This is a genomic window from Agrobacterium sp. 33MFTa1.1 (assembly GCF_004328495.1).
GTDB classification, from domain to species: Bacteria; Pseudomonadota; Alphaproteobacteria; order Rhizobiales; family Rhizobiaceae; genus Agrobacterium; species Agrobacterium pusense.
On sequence record NZ_CP036358.1, the window covers coordinates 1386896 to 1404743 of the forward strand.

General features: G+C 58.5%; 19 protein-coding genes and 3 tRNA genes. 8 read left to right on the forward strand and 14 right to left on the reverse strand.

Annotated elements, in window-relative coordinates:
- Window positions 1-2 precede the first annotated feature (2 nt).
- The 4 genes from EYD00_RS07025 to pcsA form a co-directional block, all read right to left on the reverse strand.
- Window positions 3-923 carry an ABC transporter permease gene (locus EYD00_RS07025; RefSeq protein ID WP_004442337.1) on the reverse strand — a complete coding sequence of 307 codons (921 nt, stop codon included), beginning with the start codon at window positions 921-923 and terminating at the stop codon, window positions 3-5.
- Window positions 923-2014, reverse strand: coding sequence for an ABC transporter permease (locus EYD00_RS07030; RefSeq protein WP_004442339.1), 1092 nt, complete (start codon window positions 2012-2014; stop codon window positions 923-925). The genes EYD00_RS07025 and EYD00_RS07030 overlap by 1 nt, the downstream gene beginning before the upstream one ends.
- Window positions 2004-3563 carry an ABC transporter ATP-binding protein gene (locus EYD00_RS07035; protein WP_034499013.1) on the reverse strand — a complete coding sequence of 520 codons (1560 nt, stop codon included), beginning with the start codon at window positions 3561-3563 and terminating at the stop codon, window positions 2004-2006. The genes EYD00_RS07030 and EYD00_RS07035 overlap by 11 nt, the downstream gene beginning before the upstream one ends.
- A 212-nt stretch (window positions 3564-3775) precedes the next feature.
- Entirely contained in the window at window positions 3776-4501 is a 726-nt protein-coding gene (pcsA, locus tag EYD00_RS07040; protein ID WP_006698811.1) for a phosphatidylcholine synthase, read from the reverse strand.
- A 209-nt stretch (window positions 4502-4710) separates the two neighbouring features.
- Between pcsA and EYD00_RS07045 the strand changes: the two genes are divergently transcribed.
- On the forward strand, window positions 4711-5919 hold the full coding sequence (locus tag EYD00_RS07045) for a UbiH/UbiF family hydroxylase (protein WP_004442345.1): 1209 nt from the start codon (window positions 4711-4713) through the stop codon (window positions 5917-5919).
- Here EYD00_RS07045 and EYD00_RS07050 read toward each other — a convergent pair.
- Window positions 5903-6841, reverse strand: a complete 939-nt coding sequence (locus tag EYD00_RS07050) for an AEC family transporter (RefSeq protein ID WP_004442347.1) — start codon at window positions 6839-6841, stop codon at window positions 5903-5905. The genes EYD00_RS07045 and EYD00_RS07050 overlap by 17 nt on opposite strands.
- A gap of 34 nt (window positions 6842-6875) precedes the next feature.
- Window positions 6876-7622, reverse strand: coding sequence for a cytochrome c biogenesis CcdA family protein (locus EYD00_RS07055; RefSeq protein ID WP_004442349.1), 747 nt, complete (start codon window positions 7620-7622; stop codon window positions 6876-6878).
- Window positions 7623-7902: 280 nt separating this feature from the next.
- Here EYD00_RS07055 and EYD00_RS07060 point away from each other — a divergent pair.
- A tRNA-Lys gene (locus tag EYD00_RS07060) sits at window positions 7903-7978 on the forward strand.
- 367 nt (window positions 7979-8345) lie between these two features.
- Here the strand turns inward: EYD00_RS07060 and EYD00_RS07065 are convergent.
- Both EYD00_RS07065 and EYD00_RS07075 read right to left on the reverse strand, forming a co-directional pair.
- Window positions 8346-9608 carry a D-Ala-D-Ala carboxypeptidase family metallohydrolase gene (locus tag EYD00_RS07065; protein WP_004442350.1) on the reverse strand — a complete coding sequence of 421 codons (1263 nt, stop codon included), beginning with the start codon at window positions 9606-9608 and terminating at the stop codon, window positions 8346-8348.
- Window positions 9609-9765: 157 nt separating this feature from the next.
- Window positions 9766-10206: a VOC family protein gene (locus EYD00_RS07075; RefSeq protein ID WP_004442352.1), complete on the reverse strand. Its 441-nt coding sequence runs from the start codon at window positions 10204-10206 to the stop codon at window positions 9766-9768.
- A gap of 192 nt (window positions 10207-10398) precedes the next feature.
- On the opposite strand from EYD00_RS07075, the gene EYD00_RS07080 reads away from it, so the two are divergent.
- Window positions 10399-10977, forward strand: a complete 579-nt coding sequence (locus EYD00_RS07080) for a cold-shock protein (protein ID WP_004442353.1) — start codon at window positions 10399-10401, stop codon at window positions 10975-10977.
- A complete protein-coding gene (locus EYD00_RS07085; RefSeq protein ID WP_004442355.1) occupies window positions 10977-11459 on the forward strand; it encodes a DUF192 domain-containing protein in 483 nt (160 codons plus the stop codon). The genes EYD00_RS07080 and EYD00_RS07085 overlap by 1 nt, the downstream gene beginning before the upstream one ends.
- Before the next feature lie 60 nt (window positions 11460-11519).
- Here EYD00_RS07085 and EYD00_RS07090 read toward each other — a convergent pair whose 3' ends face one another.
- Entirely contained in the window at window positions 11520-11768 is a 249-nt protein-coding gene (locus EYD00_RS07090) for a BON domain-containing protein (protein ID WP_003522642.1), read from the reverse strand.
- A 223-nt stretch (window positions 11769-11991) separates the two neighbouring features.
- On the opposite strand from EYD00_RS07090, the gene EYD00_RS07095 reads away from it, so the two are divergent.
- Window positions 11992-12261, forward strand: coding sequence for a DUF982 domain-containing protein (locus tag EYD00_RS07095; protein WP_004442357.1), 270 nt, complete (start codon window positions 11992-11994; stop codon window positions 12259-12261).
- A gap of 211 nt (window positions 12262-12472) precedes the next feature.
- Window positions 12473-13615, forward strand: coding sequence for a ceramide glucosyltransferase (locus EYD00_RS07100; RefSeq protein WP_004442359.1), 1143 nt, complete (start codon window positions 12473-12475; stop codon window positions 13613-13615).
- Between the two features lie 52 nt (window positions 13616-13667).
- On the opposite strand, the gene EYD00_RS07105 is transcribed toward EYD00_RS07100, so the two are convergent.
- A tRNA-Pro gene (locus tag EYD00_RS07105) sits at window positions 13668-13744 on the reverse strand.
- A 264-nt stretch (window positions 13745-14008) separates the two neighbouring features.
- Here EYD00_RS07105 and EYD00_RS07110 point away from each other — a divergent pair.
- Together EYD00_RS07110 and EYD00_RS07115 are read left to right on the forward strand one after the other, a co-directional pair.
- Complete coding sequence (locus tag EYD00_RS07110; protein ID WP_004442361.1) at window positions 14009-14314, forward strand: ETC complex I subunit; 306 nt, start codon at window positions 14009-14011, stop codon at window positions 14312-14314.
- A gap of 48 nt (window positions 14315-14362) precedes the next feature.
- Window positions 14363-14439: transfer RNA gene (locus EYD00_RS07115), tRNA-Arg, on the forward strand.
- An 89-nt stretch (window positions 14440-14528) separates the two neighbouring features.
- Here the strand turns inward: EYD00_RS07115 and EYD00_RS07120 are convergent.
- From EYD00_RS07120 to EYD00_RS07135, 4 genes are all read right to left on the reverse strand, one after another.
- Complete coding sequence (locus EYD00_RS07120; RefSeq protein ID WP_034499017.1) at window positions 14529-14852, reverse strand: hypothetical protein; 324 nt, start codon at window positions 14850-14852, stop codon at window positions 14529-14531.
- Window positions 14853-15028: 176 nt separating this feature from the next.
- Window positions 15029-15319, reverse strand: a complete 291-nt coding sequence (locus EYD00_RS07125) for a hypothetical protein (protein ID WP_034499020.1) — start codon at window positions 15317-15319, stop codon at window positions 15029-15031.
- Window positions 15312-16223 (reverse strand): lysozyme family protein, encoded by a 912-nt coding sequence (locus EYD00_RS07130; RefSeq protein ID WP_034499023.1) that lies wholly within the window; start codon window positions 16221-16223, stop codon window positions 15312-15314. The genes EYD00_RS07125 and EYD00_RS07130 overlap by 8 nt, the downstream gene beginning before the upstream one ends.
- Window positions 16224-16296: 73 nt before the next feature.
- Window positions 16297-17838 (reverse strand): hypothetical protein, encoded by a 1542-nt coding sequence (locus EYD00_RS07135; protein WP_034499026.1) that lies wholly within the window; start codon window positions 17836-17838, stop codon window positions 16297-16299.
- Between the last annotated feature and the right edge of the window lie 10 nt (window positions 17839-17848).

The window sequence follows — 17848 nt, forward strand, 5'->3', positions numbered from 1 at the left end:
CTTTACCTGTCCGGCACGAAGGACTTGCCCAGCGATGCCGGTGTATTGATCAACGTCGTGCGGCGATTATGCGAGATGATGACCAGCACGACAATAGTTGCAAGGTAAGGTAGCGCCGACAAAAGCTGCGACGGCACCCCGATGCCGAAGGCCTGCGCGTGCAATTGCCCGATGGTGACGGCGCCGAACAGATAACCGCCGGCGAGCACCCGCCATGGACGCCAGGACGCGAAGACAACGAGCGCCAGCGCGATCCAGCCACGCCCGGCCGACATGTTTTCCACCCATTGCGGCGTATAAACCAGCGAAAGCTGCGCGCCAGCGAGACCGGCACAGGCACCGCCGAACATGACAGTCAGATAGCGTGTGCGGATGACGTTGATCCCGAGCGCATGGGCCGAGGCATGACTATCGCCGATGGCGCGTATCTTCAGGCCCGCCCGGCTTTTGAACAGGAACCAGCCTATGCCGGCCACCAGCCCTATGGAAAGGTAGAAGATCAGATCCTGCCGGAAGAGCAGCGGGCCGATGAAGGGTATGTCCGACAGAACGGGAAAGACGATCGGCTGCAGCTTGACGCCTGGCAGGCCAACGAAGCTTTCGCCCAGCATACCGGATACGCCCAGGCCCAGAATGGTGAGCGCAAGACCCGTCGCCACCTGATTGGTAACCAGCGTCAATGTCAGAAAACCGAACAGCAGCGAAAAAACCGCACCCGAAGCAATGCCGGCCAGAATGCCGAGATAGGGCGAGCCCGTCATATGGGCGGTCGCGAAAGCGCAGACCGCACCCATGATCATCATGCCTTCGACGCCGAGATTGAGCACACCGGATCGCTCCACCACCAGCTCACCGGAGGCGGCTATGACGAGCGGCGTCGCGGCGGTGATGACGGTGAGGAGAATGGCCTGAAGCATGTCCATCATGCCGCTCCCTGCTTGTGATGCGCCTTGCCGGCAAAAACGACCTTGATGCGATAGAAGATGAGCGTATCGCAGGAGAGCACGAAGAACAGCATCAGCCCCTGGAACACGCGCGTGACCTTGTCCGATACACCGATCGAAAGCTGCGCCGCCTCGCCGCCGAGATAGGTCAGCGCCAGCACCAGCCCTGACAGGATAATGCCAAGCGGGTTAAGACGGCCGAGAAACGCGACGATGATGGCTGTAAAACCATAGCCCGGCGAAATGCTGGGCTGGAGGTGGCCGATGGAGCCGGAGGCTTCCGAAATGCCCGCAAGACCGGCCAGCGCGCCCGATAGCAGCAGCGAAAACCACACCATGCGGCTCGACGAGAAACCGGCAAATCGCCCTGCCCGGGCCGACTGGCCAAGCACGGTGACTTCGAAGCCCTTCAGCATGTAGCGCATCATGAACCACAGCGCGATCGCCGCGACGATGGCGAAAACGAAGCCCCAGTGCGCCCGGCCCGATGCCAGCATCTCCGGCAACACGGCGCTATCGTTGAAAGGCTTGGTCTGCGGGAAATTATAACCGCCCGGATCACGCCAGATTCCGCGCGTCAGCCAGTCGAGGAAAAGCTGTGCAACGTAGACCAGCATCAGGCTGACGAGGATTTCGTTGGTATTGAACTTCGTCTTCAGGAGAGCGGGAATACCCGCATAAAGCGCCCCACCGAGAGCTCCCATCACCAGCATGAGCGGCAGAAGCAGCGGCGAATGCCAGTCCGGATAAAGAACCGGCAGTATGGAGCCTGTAATCGCGCCGATGGTGAATTGCCCTTCCGCTCCGATGTTCCAGTTATTGGAGCGATAACAGATCGACAGGCCGACACCGATCAGGATCAGCGGCGCGGCCTTGATCGCCAGCTCGTGCAGGGACCAGACTTCGAGCAATGGTTCCACGAAGAAGGCATAAAGCGCATGGGCCGGGTTCTTCCCGAGCATGGCGAACATGACAGCACCGACCAGCAGGGTCAGCACCAGCGCCAGAAGCGGGGACAGAAATGTAAAAAGCCGGGAAACCCCTGCGCGTTTTTCAAGCTCAATGCGCATGCTGGGCGGCTCCCGAATGTGTCGTGTGAATGCCGCCCATCAACAGGCCGATCTTTTCGAGCGTCATTTCCTCCACCGGATGGGCCTCGGAAAGCTTGCCGTCGGAGATGACCGCGATATTGGTGGCGACTTCAAAGATTTCATCCAGGTCCTGACTGATGACGATGACCGCCGAGCCCGACTTGGCAAGATCGACAAGTGCCTGACGGATGCGGCTTGCAGCACCCGCATCCACGCCCCACGTCGGCTGGTGGACGACAAGCACGGCCGGCTGGCGGTCGAGCTCGCGTCCCACGATGAACTTCTGCAGATTGCCGCCTGAGAGCGACCCTGCCAGCGGATCGGCCCCGCTTTTGCGCACATCCATGGTTTCAGATATGCGCCGCGCCGCTGCCCTGATGGCCGACCCCCTGACAATACGCAGGAAACCGCCGGTCAGGAACGCCTTGCGATCGGAGCGGGCCCGCGCGAGCAACAGATTGTCGGAGAGGCTCATTCCGGGAACGGCGGCGTGGCCATGGCGCTCTTCCGGTACGAAACCCGCCCCCATCAGCCGGCGACCGTTGATGCCGATCCGGCCGACCGGCTTGCCGCGGAGATGGATCGCATCGTTATTATAAACCGGGTATTCCCCCGAAAGCGCGTCGAACAACTCACCCTGCCCGTTTCCCGCGACCCCGGCGATCGCCAGCACCTCCCCGGCGCGCACGGTCATCGAAATCGATTTCAATGCCACGGCGAACGGCGTGCGCGGCGCGACCGAAAGCCCCATGACTTCGATCTGCGGCGCACCCAGCGCTTCGCCCGTCGCGCGCGACACACTGGCGACATCGCTGCCCACCATCATGCGCGCCAGCGATGCCGGTGTCTCCCGGCGCGGATCGCAGGCACCGGTCACCTTGCCATGGCGCAGAACCGTAGCGCGGTCGCAGATGCGTTGAACCTCTTCGAGACGATGGCTGATATAAAGCACGGAACGGCCTTCGGCCTTCAGCTTCTCCAGGGTCTCGAAAAGCTTGTCGGCCTCCTGCGGCGTCAGAACCGAGGTCGGCTCGTCAAGAATGATAAGCCGCGGGTTCTGCAGCAGAGCACGGACAATTTCGATGCGCTGGCGCTCGCCGACCGAAAGATCGGCCACATGCGCATTGGGGTCGAGCGGCAGGCCATAGGCCCGCGACAGCGTTTCCGCTTCCCTGGCGATTTCCTTCAATGAAATTTTCGGATCGAGCGACAGGGCAATGTTTTCAGCAACCGTCAGTGCCTCGAACAGCGAAAAATGCTGGAACACCATGCCGATGCCGAGCCTGCGGGCTTCGCTTGGCGAGCCCACGGAAACCGGCTGACCCTGCCAGATGATATCGCCCTCGGTGGGCGAAAGCACGCCGAACAGCATCTTGACGAGCGTGGATTTACCCGCGCCGTTTTCACCCAGGAGCGCGTGGATTTCACCCGGCGCAATATCGAGATCGATACCGTTGCAGGCGGCGAAATTGCCGAACAGCTTGGTCAGCTTGCGAACGGACAGGAGAGGCACGGCCTCCGGCGCCAAAGTTCCAGTCACGAGTTCCCTCTCTCACCAACCGTCCATGCCTTCTTCGAGGCGTTTCAGACGGTCGCGGTCATTGTTCCCAATCCCGCACCAAAAAGTATGCAATGATACGTGATCAGAACTTATTGATAACGGTTTTGCTGCTGCGCACAACTGAAAAAGAAGCTGCTTAAATGCAATTTGCACAAGCAATAAACGGCTTTACCTCTTCATCATTTCGCGCCGAGCGTTGGGAAAAACTGTAAAATTCCTCCGATGCAATACAGGTAGATGCCGCTCGCCACGAACCCCACCACCGCCCATGTCGGCGTCTGGAAATGCATCAGCAGCGCATAACCACCAAGAGCGCACCAGATGGCCACGACAAGGAGATTGAGAGACCGCAGCCGCTTCACCCGCACGGGATGCAGGAAATTGATCGGCAGAAATGTCAGGAACACCGAAACAGTCACGACTGTCATGGCGGTGGTGGCGCTGGCATCCATCACGAAGAGCGTGAAGATCACCATGTTCCACACCACGGGGAAGCCCGAGAAGAAATATTCGTCGGTCTTCATCCCCATATCGGCATAGTAGATAGCACTGGACACCACGATCATGCCCGCCGCCACAAAGGACCATGGCTCTCCAATCATGCCGCTCTGATAGAGCGCGAAGGCAGGCAGAAGCACATAGGTCACGTAATCGATGATGTTGTCGAGCGTATCGCCCGACCAGTTTGGCAGCACTTCCTTGACCCGGACCTTCCGGGCGATAGGGCCGTCTATCCCATCCACCAGCAGCGCAAGACCAAGCCACCAGAACATATCGACAAAACGGTGCTCGGAAGCAGCGACGACGCCAAGGAAGGCAAGAAAGGAACCGGACGCCGTTAGAATATGAACGGAAAAGGCGCGGATTTCCGCATAGGGAACACGCTTGTAGTTGAAAATTTTCATGGTCAGCGTCTGCGCCCCGCTTTTCATCCGCCCTGCTTATTCCGGTATGCGGCCATTCACCACGCTTTGCAACCGGCTCAGTCCGCTTATCCTAAGACTAATGTGGCAGCAGACCCAATGAATCTTCACAACCGGATGTTCCCGTCCGGAAGTGGATTTGCCGATGCAAAGCCTTTATGATGCTCTGGAAATAACAACGGATCAGGACCATGAGACACTTCGATATCGCCATAACAGGTGCAGGACTTGCGGGTCAGATCGCGGCCATCGCACTGGCACGGGCGGGTCGCCACGTGGCGCTCGTAGCACCTTCCACCGACAGGAAGGACCGGCGCACCACGGCGCTCATGGACCAGTCTATCCGCTTCCTGGACCGTCTCGGCCTGTGGTCACGCATCGCGCCTTCGGCCGCCCGCCTTTCCACCATGCAGATCATAGACGGAACCGACCGTCTGTTGCGAGCACCGACAGTGCAGTTCCGTTCCTCCGAAATCGGCCTGGATGCATTTGGCTGGAACATCCCCAACGAGGCCTTGCTCGGTGTTCTCAGCGAAGCGGTGGAGCAGGAACACAATATTACCCGCCTCGACACCTTCGCCGAGACGATCGATCTCGGCGACGACCGCGCGACGGTGACGCTTGCGGATGGCGAAACGCTCTCTGCCGATTTCCTCATCGGGGCAGATGGCAGGAAGTCGATGGTCCGGGATGCAGCCGGCATCGGCGTGAAATCCTGGTCCTATCCGCAGACCGCCGTCGTTTTGAACTTCGGCCACAGCCGACAGCATGGAAATGTTTCGACGGAATTCCACACGCCCACCGGCCCTTTCACGCAGGTTCCCCTTCCCGGCAACCGCTCCAGCCTCGTCTGGGTCGTCACCCCGCAACAGGCGGAAGAACTGACTGCCCTGCCACTGGAAGCGCTGAGCCTTCGGGTCGAGGAACGCATGCAGTCCATGCTGGGCGCCGTTACCGTCGAGGATAGCGTCCAGGCATGGCCGCTCTCTTCCATGACCGCCCATCGCTTCGGCAAGGGCCGCGTCGCCCTGATCGGCGAGGCGGCACATGGTTTTCCGCCCATCGGCGCACAGGGACTGAACCTCAGCCTGCGCGACATCATCTCACTGACGGAATTGCTGAGCGCCGTTTCCGACCGCCCCATTGCGGCCGATGCCGGCAGCAGCTTCGACCGCAGGCGGCGGGCGGATGTCTATAGCCGCACACTGAGCGTCGATCTCCTGAACCGCTCGCTGCTTTCGGATTTCCTGCCCATCCAGATGGCGCGCGCAGCCGGCCTGCACGTGCTTTCCGGCATCGGTACGCTCCGAAGCATTGTCATGCGCGAAGGCATCGAACCCGGCCGGGGCCTGAAGGCCCTGCCCTCACTGCTGTTCGGCAGCTTCAAAAAGGCTGGATGAAATAAACCACGCCCGTCAGCGTGAGAACCGACAGCACCGTCGAAATCAGGATCGTCGCCGACGCCCGCTCCTGCCACACATGATATTGCTGGCCGATGACGAAGACATTCGTCGCGGTCGGCAAAGCAGCCAGCAGCACGGCGGAATAGATCCACACCGGCTCGAATCGCCCGAGCGACGACAGCACGAGATAAACGGCGAGCGGATGCAGGATGAGTTTTGCCGGCACGATGTAGCTGATCTCCACCGGCACCCGCTTCATCGGCCGAAGGGCCAGCGTCACGCCCATTGCAAACAGCGCACAGGGTGCGGCTGATTGCGCCAGATAATCCACCAGCCGCTGCACCGCCTCCGGCGGTTGCCATGACAGCGAAGCGGCCAGGAAACCGGCGATGACGGATACGATGAAGGGATGGGTGATGACCTTGCGAGCCACATCCAGCGCAAGCTTCGCCGGGGAACGCTTGTCGCCGCCTGCAACGGCCATCATCGCCGGCGCGACAATGAAATGCGCGGCGTTTTCGAGGCAGACGATGAGCGCCACAGGCACCGCCGCCTTTTCGCCGAGCGCCAGAAGCGCAATGCCCGGGCCCATATAGCCGATATTGCCGTAACTTGCCGCGAAACTTTGGATCGTCGTTTCCGCGAGGCTGTTTTTCCGGACAAAACGACCGATCAGGAACACAACCAAGAAAATGCCATAGGTACAGACGAGGCTGGCGGCAACGAAATCCATCCGCGCCAGTTCTTCCACCGGCGTTTTCGACACCAGCTTGAAAAACAGCGCCGGCAGCGCCGCGTAGATGATGAAGGTGTTCAGCCAGCCCATCGCCTCGACCGGCTGTTTCGTGATGCGCGCAGCGCCGTAGCCGATCAAGATGAGGCCGAAAAACGGCAACAGCAATCCCACGATGTCAGTCACTATGTCTCCCCCGCAAGCAACTCCAGCGGGAGGCTTAGCCGATTTGCATCAGGATCGGAAAGGTCTCCTGGAACCAGATCGCCACATTGGTGATAAAACCGGATATGAAAGCGAGGCCGGTGAGCACCAGCAACACGCCGAGCAGCTTTTCCACGAGGCCGAGATGGCGACGGAAGCGGACGAGGAAACGCATGAAGGAGCCGGAAAACGCCGCCGCGATCCAGAACGGTACCGCAAGGCCAAGAGAATAAACCGCAAGCAACATTGCGCCGTCGCCGACCGTGTCGCGTGAAGCAGCAACGCCGAGAATCGCGCCAAGAACCGGGCCGATGCAGGGCGTCCAGCCAAAGGCGAAGGCGAGTCCCATGATATAGGCTCCGGACAGCGTCGCCGGCTTGCCCGCGCCCTGAAACCGGGCCTCGCGCGAAAACAGGCCGATACGGAACACGCCCAGGAAATTCAGGCCCATCAGGATGATGATGAAACCGCCGATCTTGGCGAGAATGTCGAGATTCTGGCGCAGAAGCGTGCCTATCGTCGAGGCGCCCGCGCCCAGCGCCACGAAGACGGTGGCAAAACCGAGTGTGAAAAAGACGGCCGAAAACAGAACGGCCCTGCGAATCTCCGGCCGTGGTGCCGCGTCTTCCGTCCTGAACTGCTCGACCGACACACCCGCCATATAACAGAGATAAGGCGGCACCAGCGGCAGAACGCAGGGCGACAGAAACGAAAGAGCGCCAGCCAAAAGCGCGCTGAACAGGGAAATATCGGCAATCGACAACAGAAACTCCGCATCCCGCAAAGCCGCCGCGATTCTTGAGAGCCGCCACCGCTTCGCGCTTCATTTTCACGCATGTCATTGCCGCAAAACGATTTCAGCCGCCAGGCAGACACACTTGACGCCGGTTTTATCCCCGACCGCCCCCTCTCTCCAATCACCTTTTCGGGGGTGCGACAAAAAAAACCGGATTGATCGCCGAAAGCGCTTTTTTTGGGTTGACCGAACGGATCGCTCTACATATGTTCCGCGCACTTCCGAAGGGCAGCCAAGCCCGCCACGGGAGAGCGTAGCTCAGCCGGTAGAGCAACTGACTTTTAATCAGTAGGTCCAGGGTTCGAATCCCTGCGCTCTCACCACATCACAATATTTTTCGTATTTATTTCCATGGACTTACCCAACCGGCAGGCAATGATCCCCTCGGGTGTTCAAAGCGTTTCCAACATCAATACAGGAAATAAAAGCGTCGCCAACACGGACGCCTAGCGGTACGCGTAGATGTAACGTGCTATATTGTCATAGAAGCTGGAAGATAAGCTGGCAGCCGCCTCAGTCGGGTAAATGTAGACGGGCAAATTGGACACAGGCTGCATTTCGCAAGGCACCATAAGCGGGAAACAATGAACCGCCGCGTCCTACAACAATGGGAACGTTGCGTCCACGGTCACGCTCCACTGTCCATCGTCAGGAGTGCCGTGGCTGTAAGCCGGCAAGGAATGGTCGCAATCACTTCCGCGCGGCGGTACGGCGGCAGCGCCAGTTCCAGTCTCTCGGTTCACCGGTGTCCATATGGACAGATTCGGTATGGCAATAGGTGCCGACACCCCCGCGGTTGGGCAGGGAACGCAGATAGGTTGCAAGCTCCCACTTGGAGACACCCTTGATCTGTATGTCGGCCGCATCGCAGGTATAGTGTTTTGAACCCTGCCTTATTCCCTTTGGCGGACGGTAGCCCGAGGTGACAATGGCCGGGCTGTTATAATGTCGCTCCACATCCTTGATCATGCTGATGAGCTCCGGCTTGAAACAACCGACTTCAACGCGATCTGTCTGCAGGAAAAGCCCGTTCGGCGCGACGCGGGTCAGGCCGGAGAGCGAGGCAAGCTTCATCAGCCCGGTGGGTTCATCGTCCTCTTCATCGAGATGAGCGTCGTCGAATTCGTCGGACATCATCGAGCGACCGGAGAGCGCAATACCCATCGTCTTGTCCGCCGCTCCCGGAAGTGCGGCCACCTGCGTGCCACCTGCCGAACCGCTTTCGATCATTTTCGGCAGGCGCTTCTTGGCTGCACCGGCGAAAAATGCTGCAAGCGTGACGCCCTTGCCTTCGCCTTCCTGCTTCTCGTCGCCCATGGCGGCACTGGTCGCGGGCTGCACCGAAGCAAGCTGTTCCGATGCGGTTTGTGGCACCGGCACGGCAGCGGGCTGGCGGTTCTCGCTGTGCTGCTCCGGTACCTGCGCGGCTGACGGCACAGCAACAGGCGCGGATACCGGCTGCGGTTGCGCCGCCTGCACAGGGGCGGAGTAAACGCTGCTGAGCGCAGGTGTGATTTTCTGGGAAGACACGCCCGCCCCGGCCGCGCCGGGCGCCGTGGCGGCCGGGGAAGGCACTGCGGATGCGGTAGAATAGATGCTTGATGTTCCAGCGGAAATTCCCGTTGGCTGCGTCGTCAGTCCGGCGATATCGGCGGCAGCGCCGTAACCCTGTGCCGGGCCGCCCGCTGCCTGATGCTGCGCCGGAGCCGTGGTCGCGCCAGCCGCTGACGCCACGGCGGGATCCACATAATGCCCCTGCTGCGCACCGGCCGCGGGTGCAGCAGTTGCGGCCATCTGCTGCTTCTGCTGTCCGGCAACTTCCGGCTTTTTGGCAGTGGCGGCCATCTCCTCGTCAGTCACCGCCGAAACGCATCCGGAAAGCCCCAGCAACGAAACCGCGATGACGAGACGCCGACAAGAAACGCGTCCCTTTGCGCCCTCGACAGTTTTCATGGGTGGCCTCCGTATCTTTTATTTCCAACAGCAGCACGGGAACGGAATCGTGTGCTTCCCCCAAAACGGGACTGGCCGTTTCGATTCGCGGACTATGCCTCATCCCCTCAGGACAAGGCAAGAGCGCCCGAAAACGCTGCTGCTCACCGGAAAATCCCTACCAGGAACCGGTATTCTGCATAGATATCCACGGTTCGGCTGGTGCGAGGCTTTCGCCTTTCTGCAAAATTTCGAAAGAAATACCATCCGGTGAACGTACGAAGGCCATATGCCCGTCTCGCGGTGGCCGGTTGATGATGATGCCGTTCTGCTGCAGATGCGCGCAGAAGTCGTAGATATTATCGACCTCATAAGCGAGGTGACCGAAATTGCGGCCGCCGGTATAATCTTCGCTATCCCAGTTATAGGTGAGTTCGAGGCACGGCGCCTTGTTTTCCTTCGCCGCAGCAACGTCGTCGCGAGCTGCAAGAAACACGAGAGTGAAGCGGCCTTTTTCGTTCTCGATTCGGCGTATTTCGGTAAGGCCGAGCAGGTCGACATAGAATTTAAGTGATTCGCCAAGGTCTTTGACGCGAACCATCGTGTGCAGATACCGCATTTTATTCCTCTCCATTACACGGGTCCGAAGCCGTTAAACGCATGATCGCAAGCCCCGGACAAGGACGGCGACATAAAAGCAGCTGCGTAAATCAAAAACTAGGGCTTGCGTGAAACCGTTACCAAGATGTTAATCTGGCGCACAGGAATCAGTTGACCGGTGTATGGCGCGTAATCGAGGGGTTGGCAGGATATGGCTGATAGGATGTCATCGAAAACGATAGTCGATGTCGAGGACCTTTCGGGCGATGCCGTGGACCTGACCGAGATCACCGGCGTCGTGAAGTGGTTCGATGTCGCCAAGGGTTTCGGCTTCATCGTGCCCGACAACGGCACACAGGATGTGCTGCTGCATGTTTCCTGCCTGCGTCGCGACGGTTACCAGACGATCCTTGAAGGCACGCGCATTGTCGCCCTTATCCAGCGGCGCGACCGTGGCTTTCAGGCATTTCGCATTCTCTCCATGGATCAGTCCACCGCCGTCCACCCCTCGCAGCTGCCGCCGGTGCGCACCCATGTGCAGGTGACGCCGTCCAGCGGACTGGAGCGCGCCATCGTCAAGTGGTTCAACCGCACCAAGGGTTTCGGTTTCCTGACGCGTGGCGAAGGAACGGAAGACATTTTCGTGCATATGGAGACACTGCGCCGTTTCGGCCTGACCGAACTTCGCCCCGGGCAGGTTGTGCTGGTGCGTTATGGCGATGGCGACAAAGGCCTGATGGCCGCGGAAATCCATCCGGACAACCCGGTTTCGATCGGGATGTCGCATTGATGTCCGCCCTGCCCGATATGGTGAAGAGCGCCGTTATGGCGCTTCTTTTTTTCACGCTGGCCAGCGCCGCCCAGGCGCAGCAACAGCAGACATTCACCTCCGAACCGCTGCAGATTGAAACGGCCGGGGGAAAAAGCCACGATTTCACTGTGGAACTGGCGCTGAACAATGCCCAGCGCGAACAGGGCCTGATGTTCCGCAAGAGCATGCCACCGGAAAACGGCATGTTGTTCAATTTCGGTGAACCGCGTGATGTCGCCATGTGGATGCGGAACACGCTTATTCCGCTCGACATGCTTTTCATTGGCCGTGACGGCCGCATCACCCACATCCACGAGAACGCGGTTCCACATTCGGAAGCCATCATCAGCTCCCGCGGGCCAGTGAAATTCGTGCTAGAACTGAATGGCGGCGCTGCGAAACGTTACGGCATCAAGCCTGGCGATATTGTGCGCAGCGCGCAAATTGGCAACCGGAAGTGACGTTGCCGCGTTATTGCGTCTGAATGAGCCGGACGATGTTTCGCCCGGCTGGCGCAATGTTCAGTAGACCGGCTCTATATGACTCAGAATCCTGCAGTTGGAAATGGAAGCGGCAAGGTTGATGGCGATGTCGATCGCCTCGACCGAATCAGCCGTGCCTTCCAGATAGATCACGTCATTTTCGACAGTGGCGGAAATGCGCGACTTTTCGAGACCTGATTCGAAGGCCAGTGCCGAGGTAATGGCCTGGCATACGCCTGCCATGCGGTCACCAAAGAAGCTTTCCTGAATACCTGACAGATTGAACATATGTGTTCTCCTTCTTATGGACATTACAACGCCTTGGTGGCGGTTTTGTTCATCTCCGGTTCATCTATTTGTTCATCTTCCATTCATCTTGAAAAATTGGAACCCCCCAATCGATCACATTTTAGGTGATCGGGAACCATTTCGTGAGGCGGGCATTTCGCGCATGGGAGTGAAAAGGGAGTGAAATCCGCCATGAAGGCGCGTGAAACAGGAGGAAAATGACATGCTGATCAACAGAACGGAGCCGTGTCACCACGCCTCGTGGATGAAGCCGGTGGCGATCCACCTGCCCTTGTCCGCAGCAGTGGAAATCTACAGCCCGCTGGTAGCGCTGGACATGCTGATGTACCGCTGGCCGGAAGAACACGGCCCGGAATATGAAGAAGCACGCAGAAACTGCCTCGATGCCATCGCAGGACGATGCGACATCGAAAAAGCGCGGGAGTCGTTTCTCATCGCAAGCAGTCACGCTCATATTCTCAACATGCACTGACGTTCATTATCCGCGTTGATGACTGGCCCTTCTCCGCGAAGGGCTTTTCTTTTGGCGTTCACTGTTTCAGGCACGAGGTCGCGCGTGGAAAACTCCCGCCTGCCGCCGGTGACATGTAACTGTCACGCAAACGTTATAATCGGCAGAGACAAATTCCGTGGAATCACCGGGCGGACAAACCGCCGGAAGCTCGGGAGTGGACCTGGCCAGCATGGAAACCGTCTTTGCCCTTTGCGCAATTCTGCTCGTCGCTTTCAACCTTCTCGGTATCTGCCTTGCCGGGTGGCGGCTAAAGCGGCGCGACCCGGAAAATTCCCTTGCGCGGCAAAAACCGCCTGTCTCGATCGTTGTGCCACTGCGCGGTGTGGAAAGTTTCACCCCTCTTACGCTGTCACGCGCCTTCGAGCTCGATTGGCCGGATTACGAACTGCTTTTCTGTGTTGCAGATGAATTCGACCCCGTCATTGCGCAAGTACGCAAAGCCCAGAGCGCCTTTCCTTCCGTTTCAGCGCAATTGCTCATCGGCGACGACCGGATCAGTGCCAATCCAAAACTGAACAATTGCGTCAAGGGCTGGCTGGCCGCCCGGCATGAATGGGTCATCCTCGCCGATTCGAACGTATTGATGCCGAAATCCTACGTGACGCGCATGATGTCGGCCTGGCGGAAAGACAGCGGCCTCGTGTGCTCCCCGCCGCTGGGCTCGCGGCCGACGGGTTTCTGGGCGCATGTGGAATGCGCCTTCCTCAACGGCGCGCAGGGCCGCTGGCAATATGCGGCAGAAGCCATCGGAATGGGTTTCGCGCAGGGCAAATCCATGTTGTGGAACAAACCGTTCCTCGAAGACCATGGGGGTATCCGCGCCCTCGCCGCCGAAATCGCCGAAGACGCCGCCTCGACGAAGCTGGTGCGAAACGCTGGCCGCAGGGTGCATCTTGTCTCCGCCCCTTTCGAGCAACCGCTCGGCCAGCGTCACGCCGGCGAGATCTGGTCACGCCAGGCCCGCTGGGCGCGGCTCAGGCGCGTGACCTTCCCGCAATATTTCGCGCCGGAAATCCTGACGGGCGCACTTCCCCCGCTTCTGTTCGCACTCACCGCGGCGGCCATGATGGATGTGAACCTCTTAGCGACCGCCCTCGCCGTCCTCGTCCTCATATACGGCCCCGAATTGGCCCTGACCGCCCTCAACGGGTGGCCAATATCGCTCCATACCCTGCCGGCCATGATCGCACGGGACATCATCATGCCCGTCATCTGGACGAGAAGCTGGATTGGCAGCGCAGTGGCATGGCGCGGCAATGTCATGACAATCGGTACGGCGGAAAGCACTTTGGCCGGCCCGCCAGCGGAATAATGACGATTTATGCGAGGAGGTTACGCCGGAAAGCTGATGCTTTGCCTTAAAATGGTCGGAGTGGAGAGATTCGAACTCCCGACCCTCTGGTCCCAAACCAGATGCGCTACCAGACTGCGCTACACTCCGCCGAGGCGATGGCTGGGGAATACACGGTTCATACGCAGTCCGCAACAGGGAAATTCATCTTTGTTCAGCCACGACACTGTTGAGCTAAACGTAAGGTCGAACGGGCAGCGCATGAACCGACAGCAAGGGGATAATCGTCTTGACTCTCACTTGAACTCGGTCCATTTCAAATTCAACGTTCCTGACACGATTTGGTTATTCTATTCAGGTACGTGATGAATAATCCGGGGTTTCACCCCGCTGTCCAACCGGAGCAGTTTCGACATGTCTGCGAAGATTTACCGCCCTGCAAAAACCGCCATGCAATCCGGCAAGGCGAAGACCAATGTCTGGGTTCTGGAATTCGACGCCGAGGTTCCGCGCAAGATCGATCCGATCATGGGCTACACCTCCAGTTCCGACATGAAACAGCAGGTCAAGCTGACATTCGAGACACAGGAACAGGCCGAAGCCTATGCCCAGCGCAAGGGCATCGAATATCGCGTGATCCAGCCGAAAGAGGCGACTCGCAAGGTGGTTTCCTACACCGACAATTTCCGTTTCAACCGCACCCAGCCCTGGACGCACTGAAACACGACGACCAAAGTTTTTGCCGGAGCATCGATTGCCCGGCATGACGGCCCCTTAGCTCAACTGGATAGAGCAACTGCCTTCTAAGCAGTAGGTCGCAGGTTCGAGTCCTGCAGGGGTCGCCAAAAACCTAAATAAAATCAATAGTTTTCAGTATTTTTCCGACATTCGTACGACATTATTCCGACCGTCCGACTTTCATCCGACATGGATGTCAGACCGGGTTGCCACCAGCCCACCGTGTCAGCCTCGATATTACCAGATCGGAAATCCACATCGCACTCGCTCCGGTCAGGAAAGCAGCAGCGTTCATGGTGGCAAGCGGATCCTCCGGAAGCGGCCAGTTGATGCTGTAAAGATAATGCAACAACGGCGTTGTGAGGTAAGCCGCGGCCAGAGCGCCACATACTGGCGAAATGATCATTTCTTTCCACGTAACATTTGGGCGGGAAAGGGCCCGAAGGACGCCGCCAAAGAAGCCCGCCAGCAGCACGCCGAGCTTGATACCAATTGCATCGAGAAATTCAGTGAGGGACATGGCGCCAGCGCTTTCGGATATCGATTACTACAAGCATTCTGGCATCATGCCGGTTCCGTCAAATGAGCGCTCAACTCCAACAGCCTTGCCGCTGGCCGTTGCGATCATTTCCAATGACGCGTTCAGCTCCCGGCCGATCGGCAGCGATCAACGCCACAAGTCCGCCAGGGGAAAGATTATTCTTTGCCCAACCCGCGCAGCTGCTCGCAGGCATCGACTGGCACGCCGTTGCTGCGAAGGCCAAGAACGCAAAGCTCATAATCTGTTTTGGTCTGCAGGCTCGCATCGTCACCCTTCCTCTGCATCTCAACCTTTGCTGCCGCGATCGCAATCTCAGAAAGTGCGGCCGACCTTCCCTCTCGTTTGGCCGCCGGCACCATAACCAGCGAGGCGACGGCATAGGTGGCCGCGACGCCGGCGGCCGCACCACCTATGGCAACCACCACTATTGCGAGACGATTAAGCATCGCCTATCCCCAACGCACGACGAACCGCCGGCATCGTCGTGATAGCGTAGACCGCAAATCCGACGATAACGGCGAGCAGCGCGATCTGAACGCGCCAATCAAGCTGGAAAGCCCCCAGCTTTTCGGTGATCGTCGTGCTCGAGATGCCCCCCGCGAGCAGCCACGTCCAGAAGCGGCCGGACTTCCTGACCGGCTTGACCTTTGGCTTTTCGACGGCGTCAGGGCCGACGTTTTCGATCGGCGCTGCAGCCGTGCCGCCGCTGCCTCGCCCGCCCCTTGAAGGCTTCACACCAACAGTCGCGGCGGTATCCGCCTCAGTCATAAGCGCAGCAAGGTCGCGAACATGCCGTAGGCGCTGCTCAACCTGCTCCGGCTTCACAAGAGACTTATTAACGCCGTCGCCGGCGTAATAGCTCTGACCGCGAGCTACTCTCCGGTGAGCACCATCCGTTTCAGAAAGGACCGGAAAGCTTGCCCACTCCTTCGCAAGATTAAGGCCAAACTGCACCAGATTTAGTTTCCCGGCGATAAACTCGGAATACCCCCGACGCAGAAGCAGATAATAACCCAGACGATCCTGCAGGCTGGGGGCGAAGATGGTTCGGCCGTCGATCGTGCGAATTTCCTTGGCGATGCCCTGCAGCGTCGCGCGCATGAACTGGTATCGGCCGGCAGCGCTCGAGGCGGTTTTATGCCCCCAGTTATTCCGCACCCAAGTCTTGCTGCCCCAATTAGCCTGAGCGTCGACGATGTTACCGTACGTCATCTGGGTCAGCGGAATGGCCAAGTTTCCCTGACGGTTCCCGAAAATTGTGTCGTATCCTTGCGGTGCTTCGATATCACCGATGAAGTCCAGCAGGTTTTGCGCATGCAAGGGCACGGCGTCAGGCAGCTTTGCAGACATGAAAAAGGCTCCGGTTTTTCAACTGGAGCCATGGTAAACGCCGGAGGGTAGCGTCAAATGCCCTAGGCAGTCATCACGGAGAGCTCTCGACCAACCCCATCAACATTACACCAGTTGCCGCCATCTTGCATATTGGTGCCTTGTGTTTTGCGGGGTCTTCTGCCAGTTGCTTGCGAATGAGATTGAGGTTGAGAACGCCGGCCAGCTTATCTAGGCGGGGCAACGTGTATTCGACCATGATGTCATTCGCCTTTTCTTTGTTTGGCGGGTACTTCTCGATATTTTTGATAGGCGCTCTGTCCCGCATGCCCTGCATAGGACGCCGACCCTTGATAAATCGTTTCTCACGCGCCGCAGATGCGAAACGAGGCGCAATTTCCTTCTCGGCGAGAGGGAAGGAATTTAGAGCCGGAAACAAACGGTCGATTATCTCGAACGACAACTCACCGAATAGCTGCCACTCTGTATCCTTGCGCCTCGCCAGCTCATAGCCAGAAACCGAATAGAGCGGGTCGAATGACTGAAAGTATTGCTGCCGCGCTGTCGCCGCGCCGCCGTAGTGAATGCGGTTCCGGAAGCCGATGTACTGATCGAACAAACGTTGCCCAACAGACCCCGGCTCAGAACATAGCTGTGAGACGAATAAATCCTCCGCCGATCTTTCGTCTGCAAGCAGCTTCCGTCTACCCGCAAAAAGTGCGAACATTTCCTTAGCGAGAGGTTCCGTCATAGGTTGATCGAAGTAGTCGTTCCGCCGCCCCAAATTGTAGTACTGGACCTCAGAATAATAGTTGCGCCACAGCTCTCCCATTGCGCCAGTTATTACCCGAAAGTCTGTTCGCGGTCGGACCATCCTGAACGCAACGTCGTCCAGCCAGCGAACACCAGCGCAAAATGCGCCATGTCCCTCAAACTCAGCGTCGGAGATGAGCTCTGCGGAATAGGGACTGTTGACCAAGTCGATATCAAAAGCGTGAGCAAAACGTTCCGAGCAAATTCTGTCAGGCGTACCGTTCCCACGGGTCAGGAAATCTAGCCGGTCATGTAACCCGAGATGAAGAGCAGCAGCCAGGGTCACACGGCTGTCAAGGCCACCAGTCATCTCCAGAACGATGCGCTCTTGTCCGACAGCAATCGCGTTCAGATTTTCTAGAATTTCATCGATGGCACGGTCTCTGAGCGCTTCGTCCGTAAGAGTGTCTACCGAATTGTCCCTGGCACTGGTGATGGTTGCCTGGCCGTTCGCCAGATAGACTTGCGACTGGACGGGCAGGAACTTCGCGCCCTCAACCGGAAGATCGCCAGATTGCAGGTTCCCCATGGCTAATGTCACACCAAGGGCCGCGGGGTTTATCTTCACTGAAACGCCGGCAGATCGCATCTCATGAATTAGGTCCGCGATATTGTTTGACGCGATGGCAATTCCGTCGCCTTGGAAAACGTATGTGAGAGAACTTCCGAGCGGATCCGGGCGGAGCATCCCGCCGGAATGATCAAGGAACGTTCCCGCATCGCCCGCATATCTGATGCCTATTCGGTGATCGCCACCAAAATTTTTTTTGCAGTTTTCACCCGATTTCTTGCTAACGAGCGTTTGTCTTCCCAACAGTTGCAACGGAACCTCC

Bases quoted from the DNA above. Each gene is read 5' to 3' on its own strand.
- pcsA (WP_006698811.1), bottom strand. From the start codon at position 4,501: ATGAAAATTTTCAACTACAAGCGTGTTCCCTATGCGGAAATCCGCGCC.
- EYD00_RS07125 (WP_034499020.1), bottom strand. From the start codon at position 15,319: ATGCTTAATCGTCTCGCAATAGTGGTGGTTGCCATAGGTGGTGCGGCC.
- EYD00_RS07075 (WP_004442352.1), bottom strand. From the start codon at position 10,206: ATGCGGTATCTGCACACGATGGTTCGCGTCAAAGACCTTGGCGAATCA.
- EYD00_RS07095 (WP_004442357.1), top strand. From the start codon at position 11,992: ATGCTGATCAACAGAACGGAGCCGTGTCACCACGCCTCGTGGATGAAG.
- EYD00_RS07130 (WP_034499023.1), bottom strand. From the start codon at position 16,223: ATGTCTGCAAAGCTGCCTGACGCCGTGCCCTTGCATGCGCAAAACCTG.
- EYD00_RS07025 (WP_004442337.1), bottom strand. From the start codon at position 923: ATGGACATGCTTCAGGCCATTCTCCTCACCGTCATCACCGCCGCGACG.
- EYD00_RS07085 (WP_004442355.1), top strand. From the start codon at position 10,977: ATGTCCGCCCTGCCCGATATGGTGAAGAGCGCCGTTATGGCGCTTCTT.
- EYD00_RS07065 (WP_004442350.1), bottom strand. From the start codon at position 9,608: ATGAAAACTGTCGAGGGCGCAAAGGGACGCGTTTCTTGTCGGCGTCTC.
- EYD00_RS07045 (WP_004442345.1), top strand. From the start codon at position 4,711: ATGAGACACTTCGATATCGCCATAACAGGTGCAGGACTTGCGGGTCAG.
- EYD00_RS07080 (WP_004442353.1), top strand. From the start codon at position 10,399: ATGGCTGATAGGATGTCATCGAAAACGATAGTCGATGTCGAGGACCTT.
- EYD00_RS07110 (WP_004442361.1), top strand. From the start codon at position 14,009: ATGTCTGCGAAGATTTACCGCCCTGCAAAAACCGCCATGCAATCCGGC.
- EYD00_RS07100 (WP_004442359.1), top strand. From the start codon at position 12,473: ATGGAAACCGTCTTTGCCCTTTGCGCAATTCTGCTCGTCGCTTTCAAC.
- EYD00_RS07030 (WP_004442339.1), bottom strand. From the start codon at position 2,014: ATGCGCATTGAGCTTGAAAAACGCGCAGGGGTTTCCCGGCTTTTTACA.
- EYD00_RS07090 (WP_003522642.1), bottom strand. From the start codon at position 11,768: ATGTTCAATCTGTCAGGTATTCAGGAAAGCTTCTTTGGTGACCGCATG.
- EYD00_RS07120 (WP_034499017.1), bottom strand. From the start codon at position 14,852: ATGTCCCTCACTGAATTTCTCGATGCAATTGGTATCAAGCTCGGCGTG.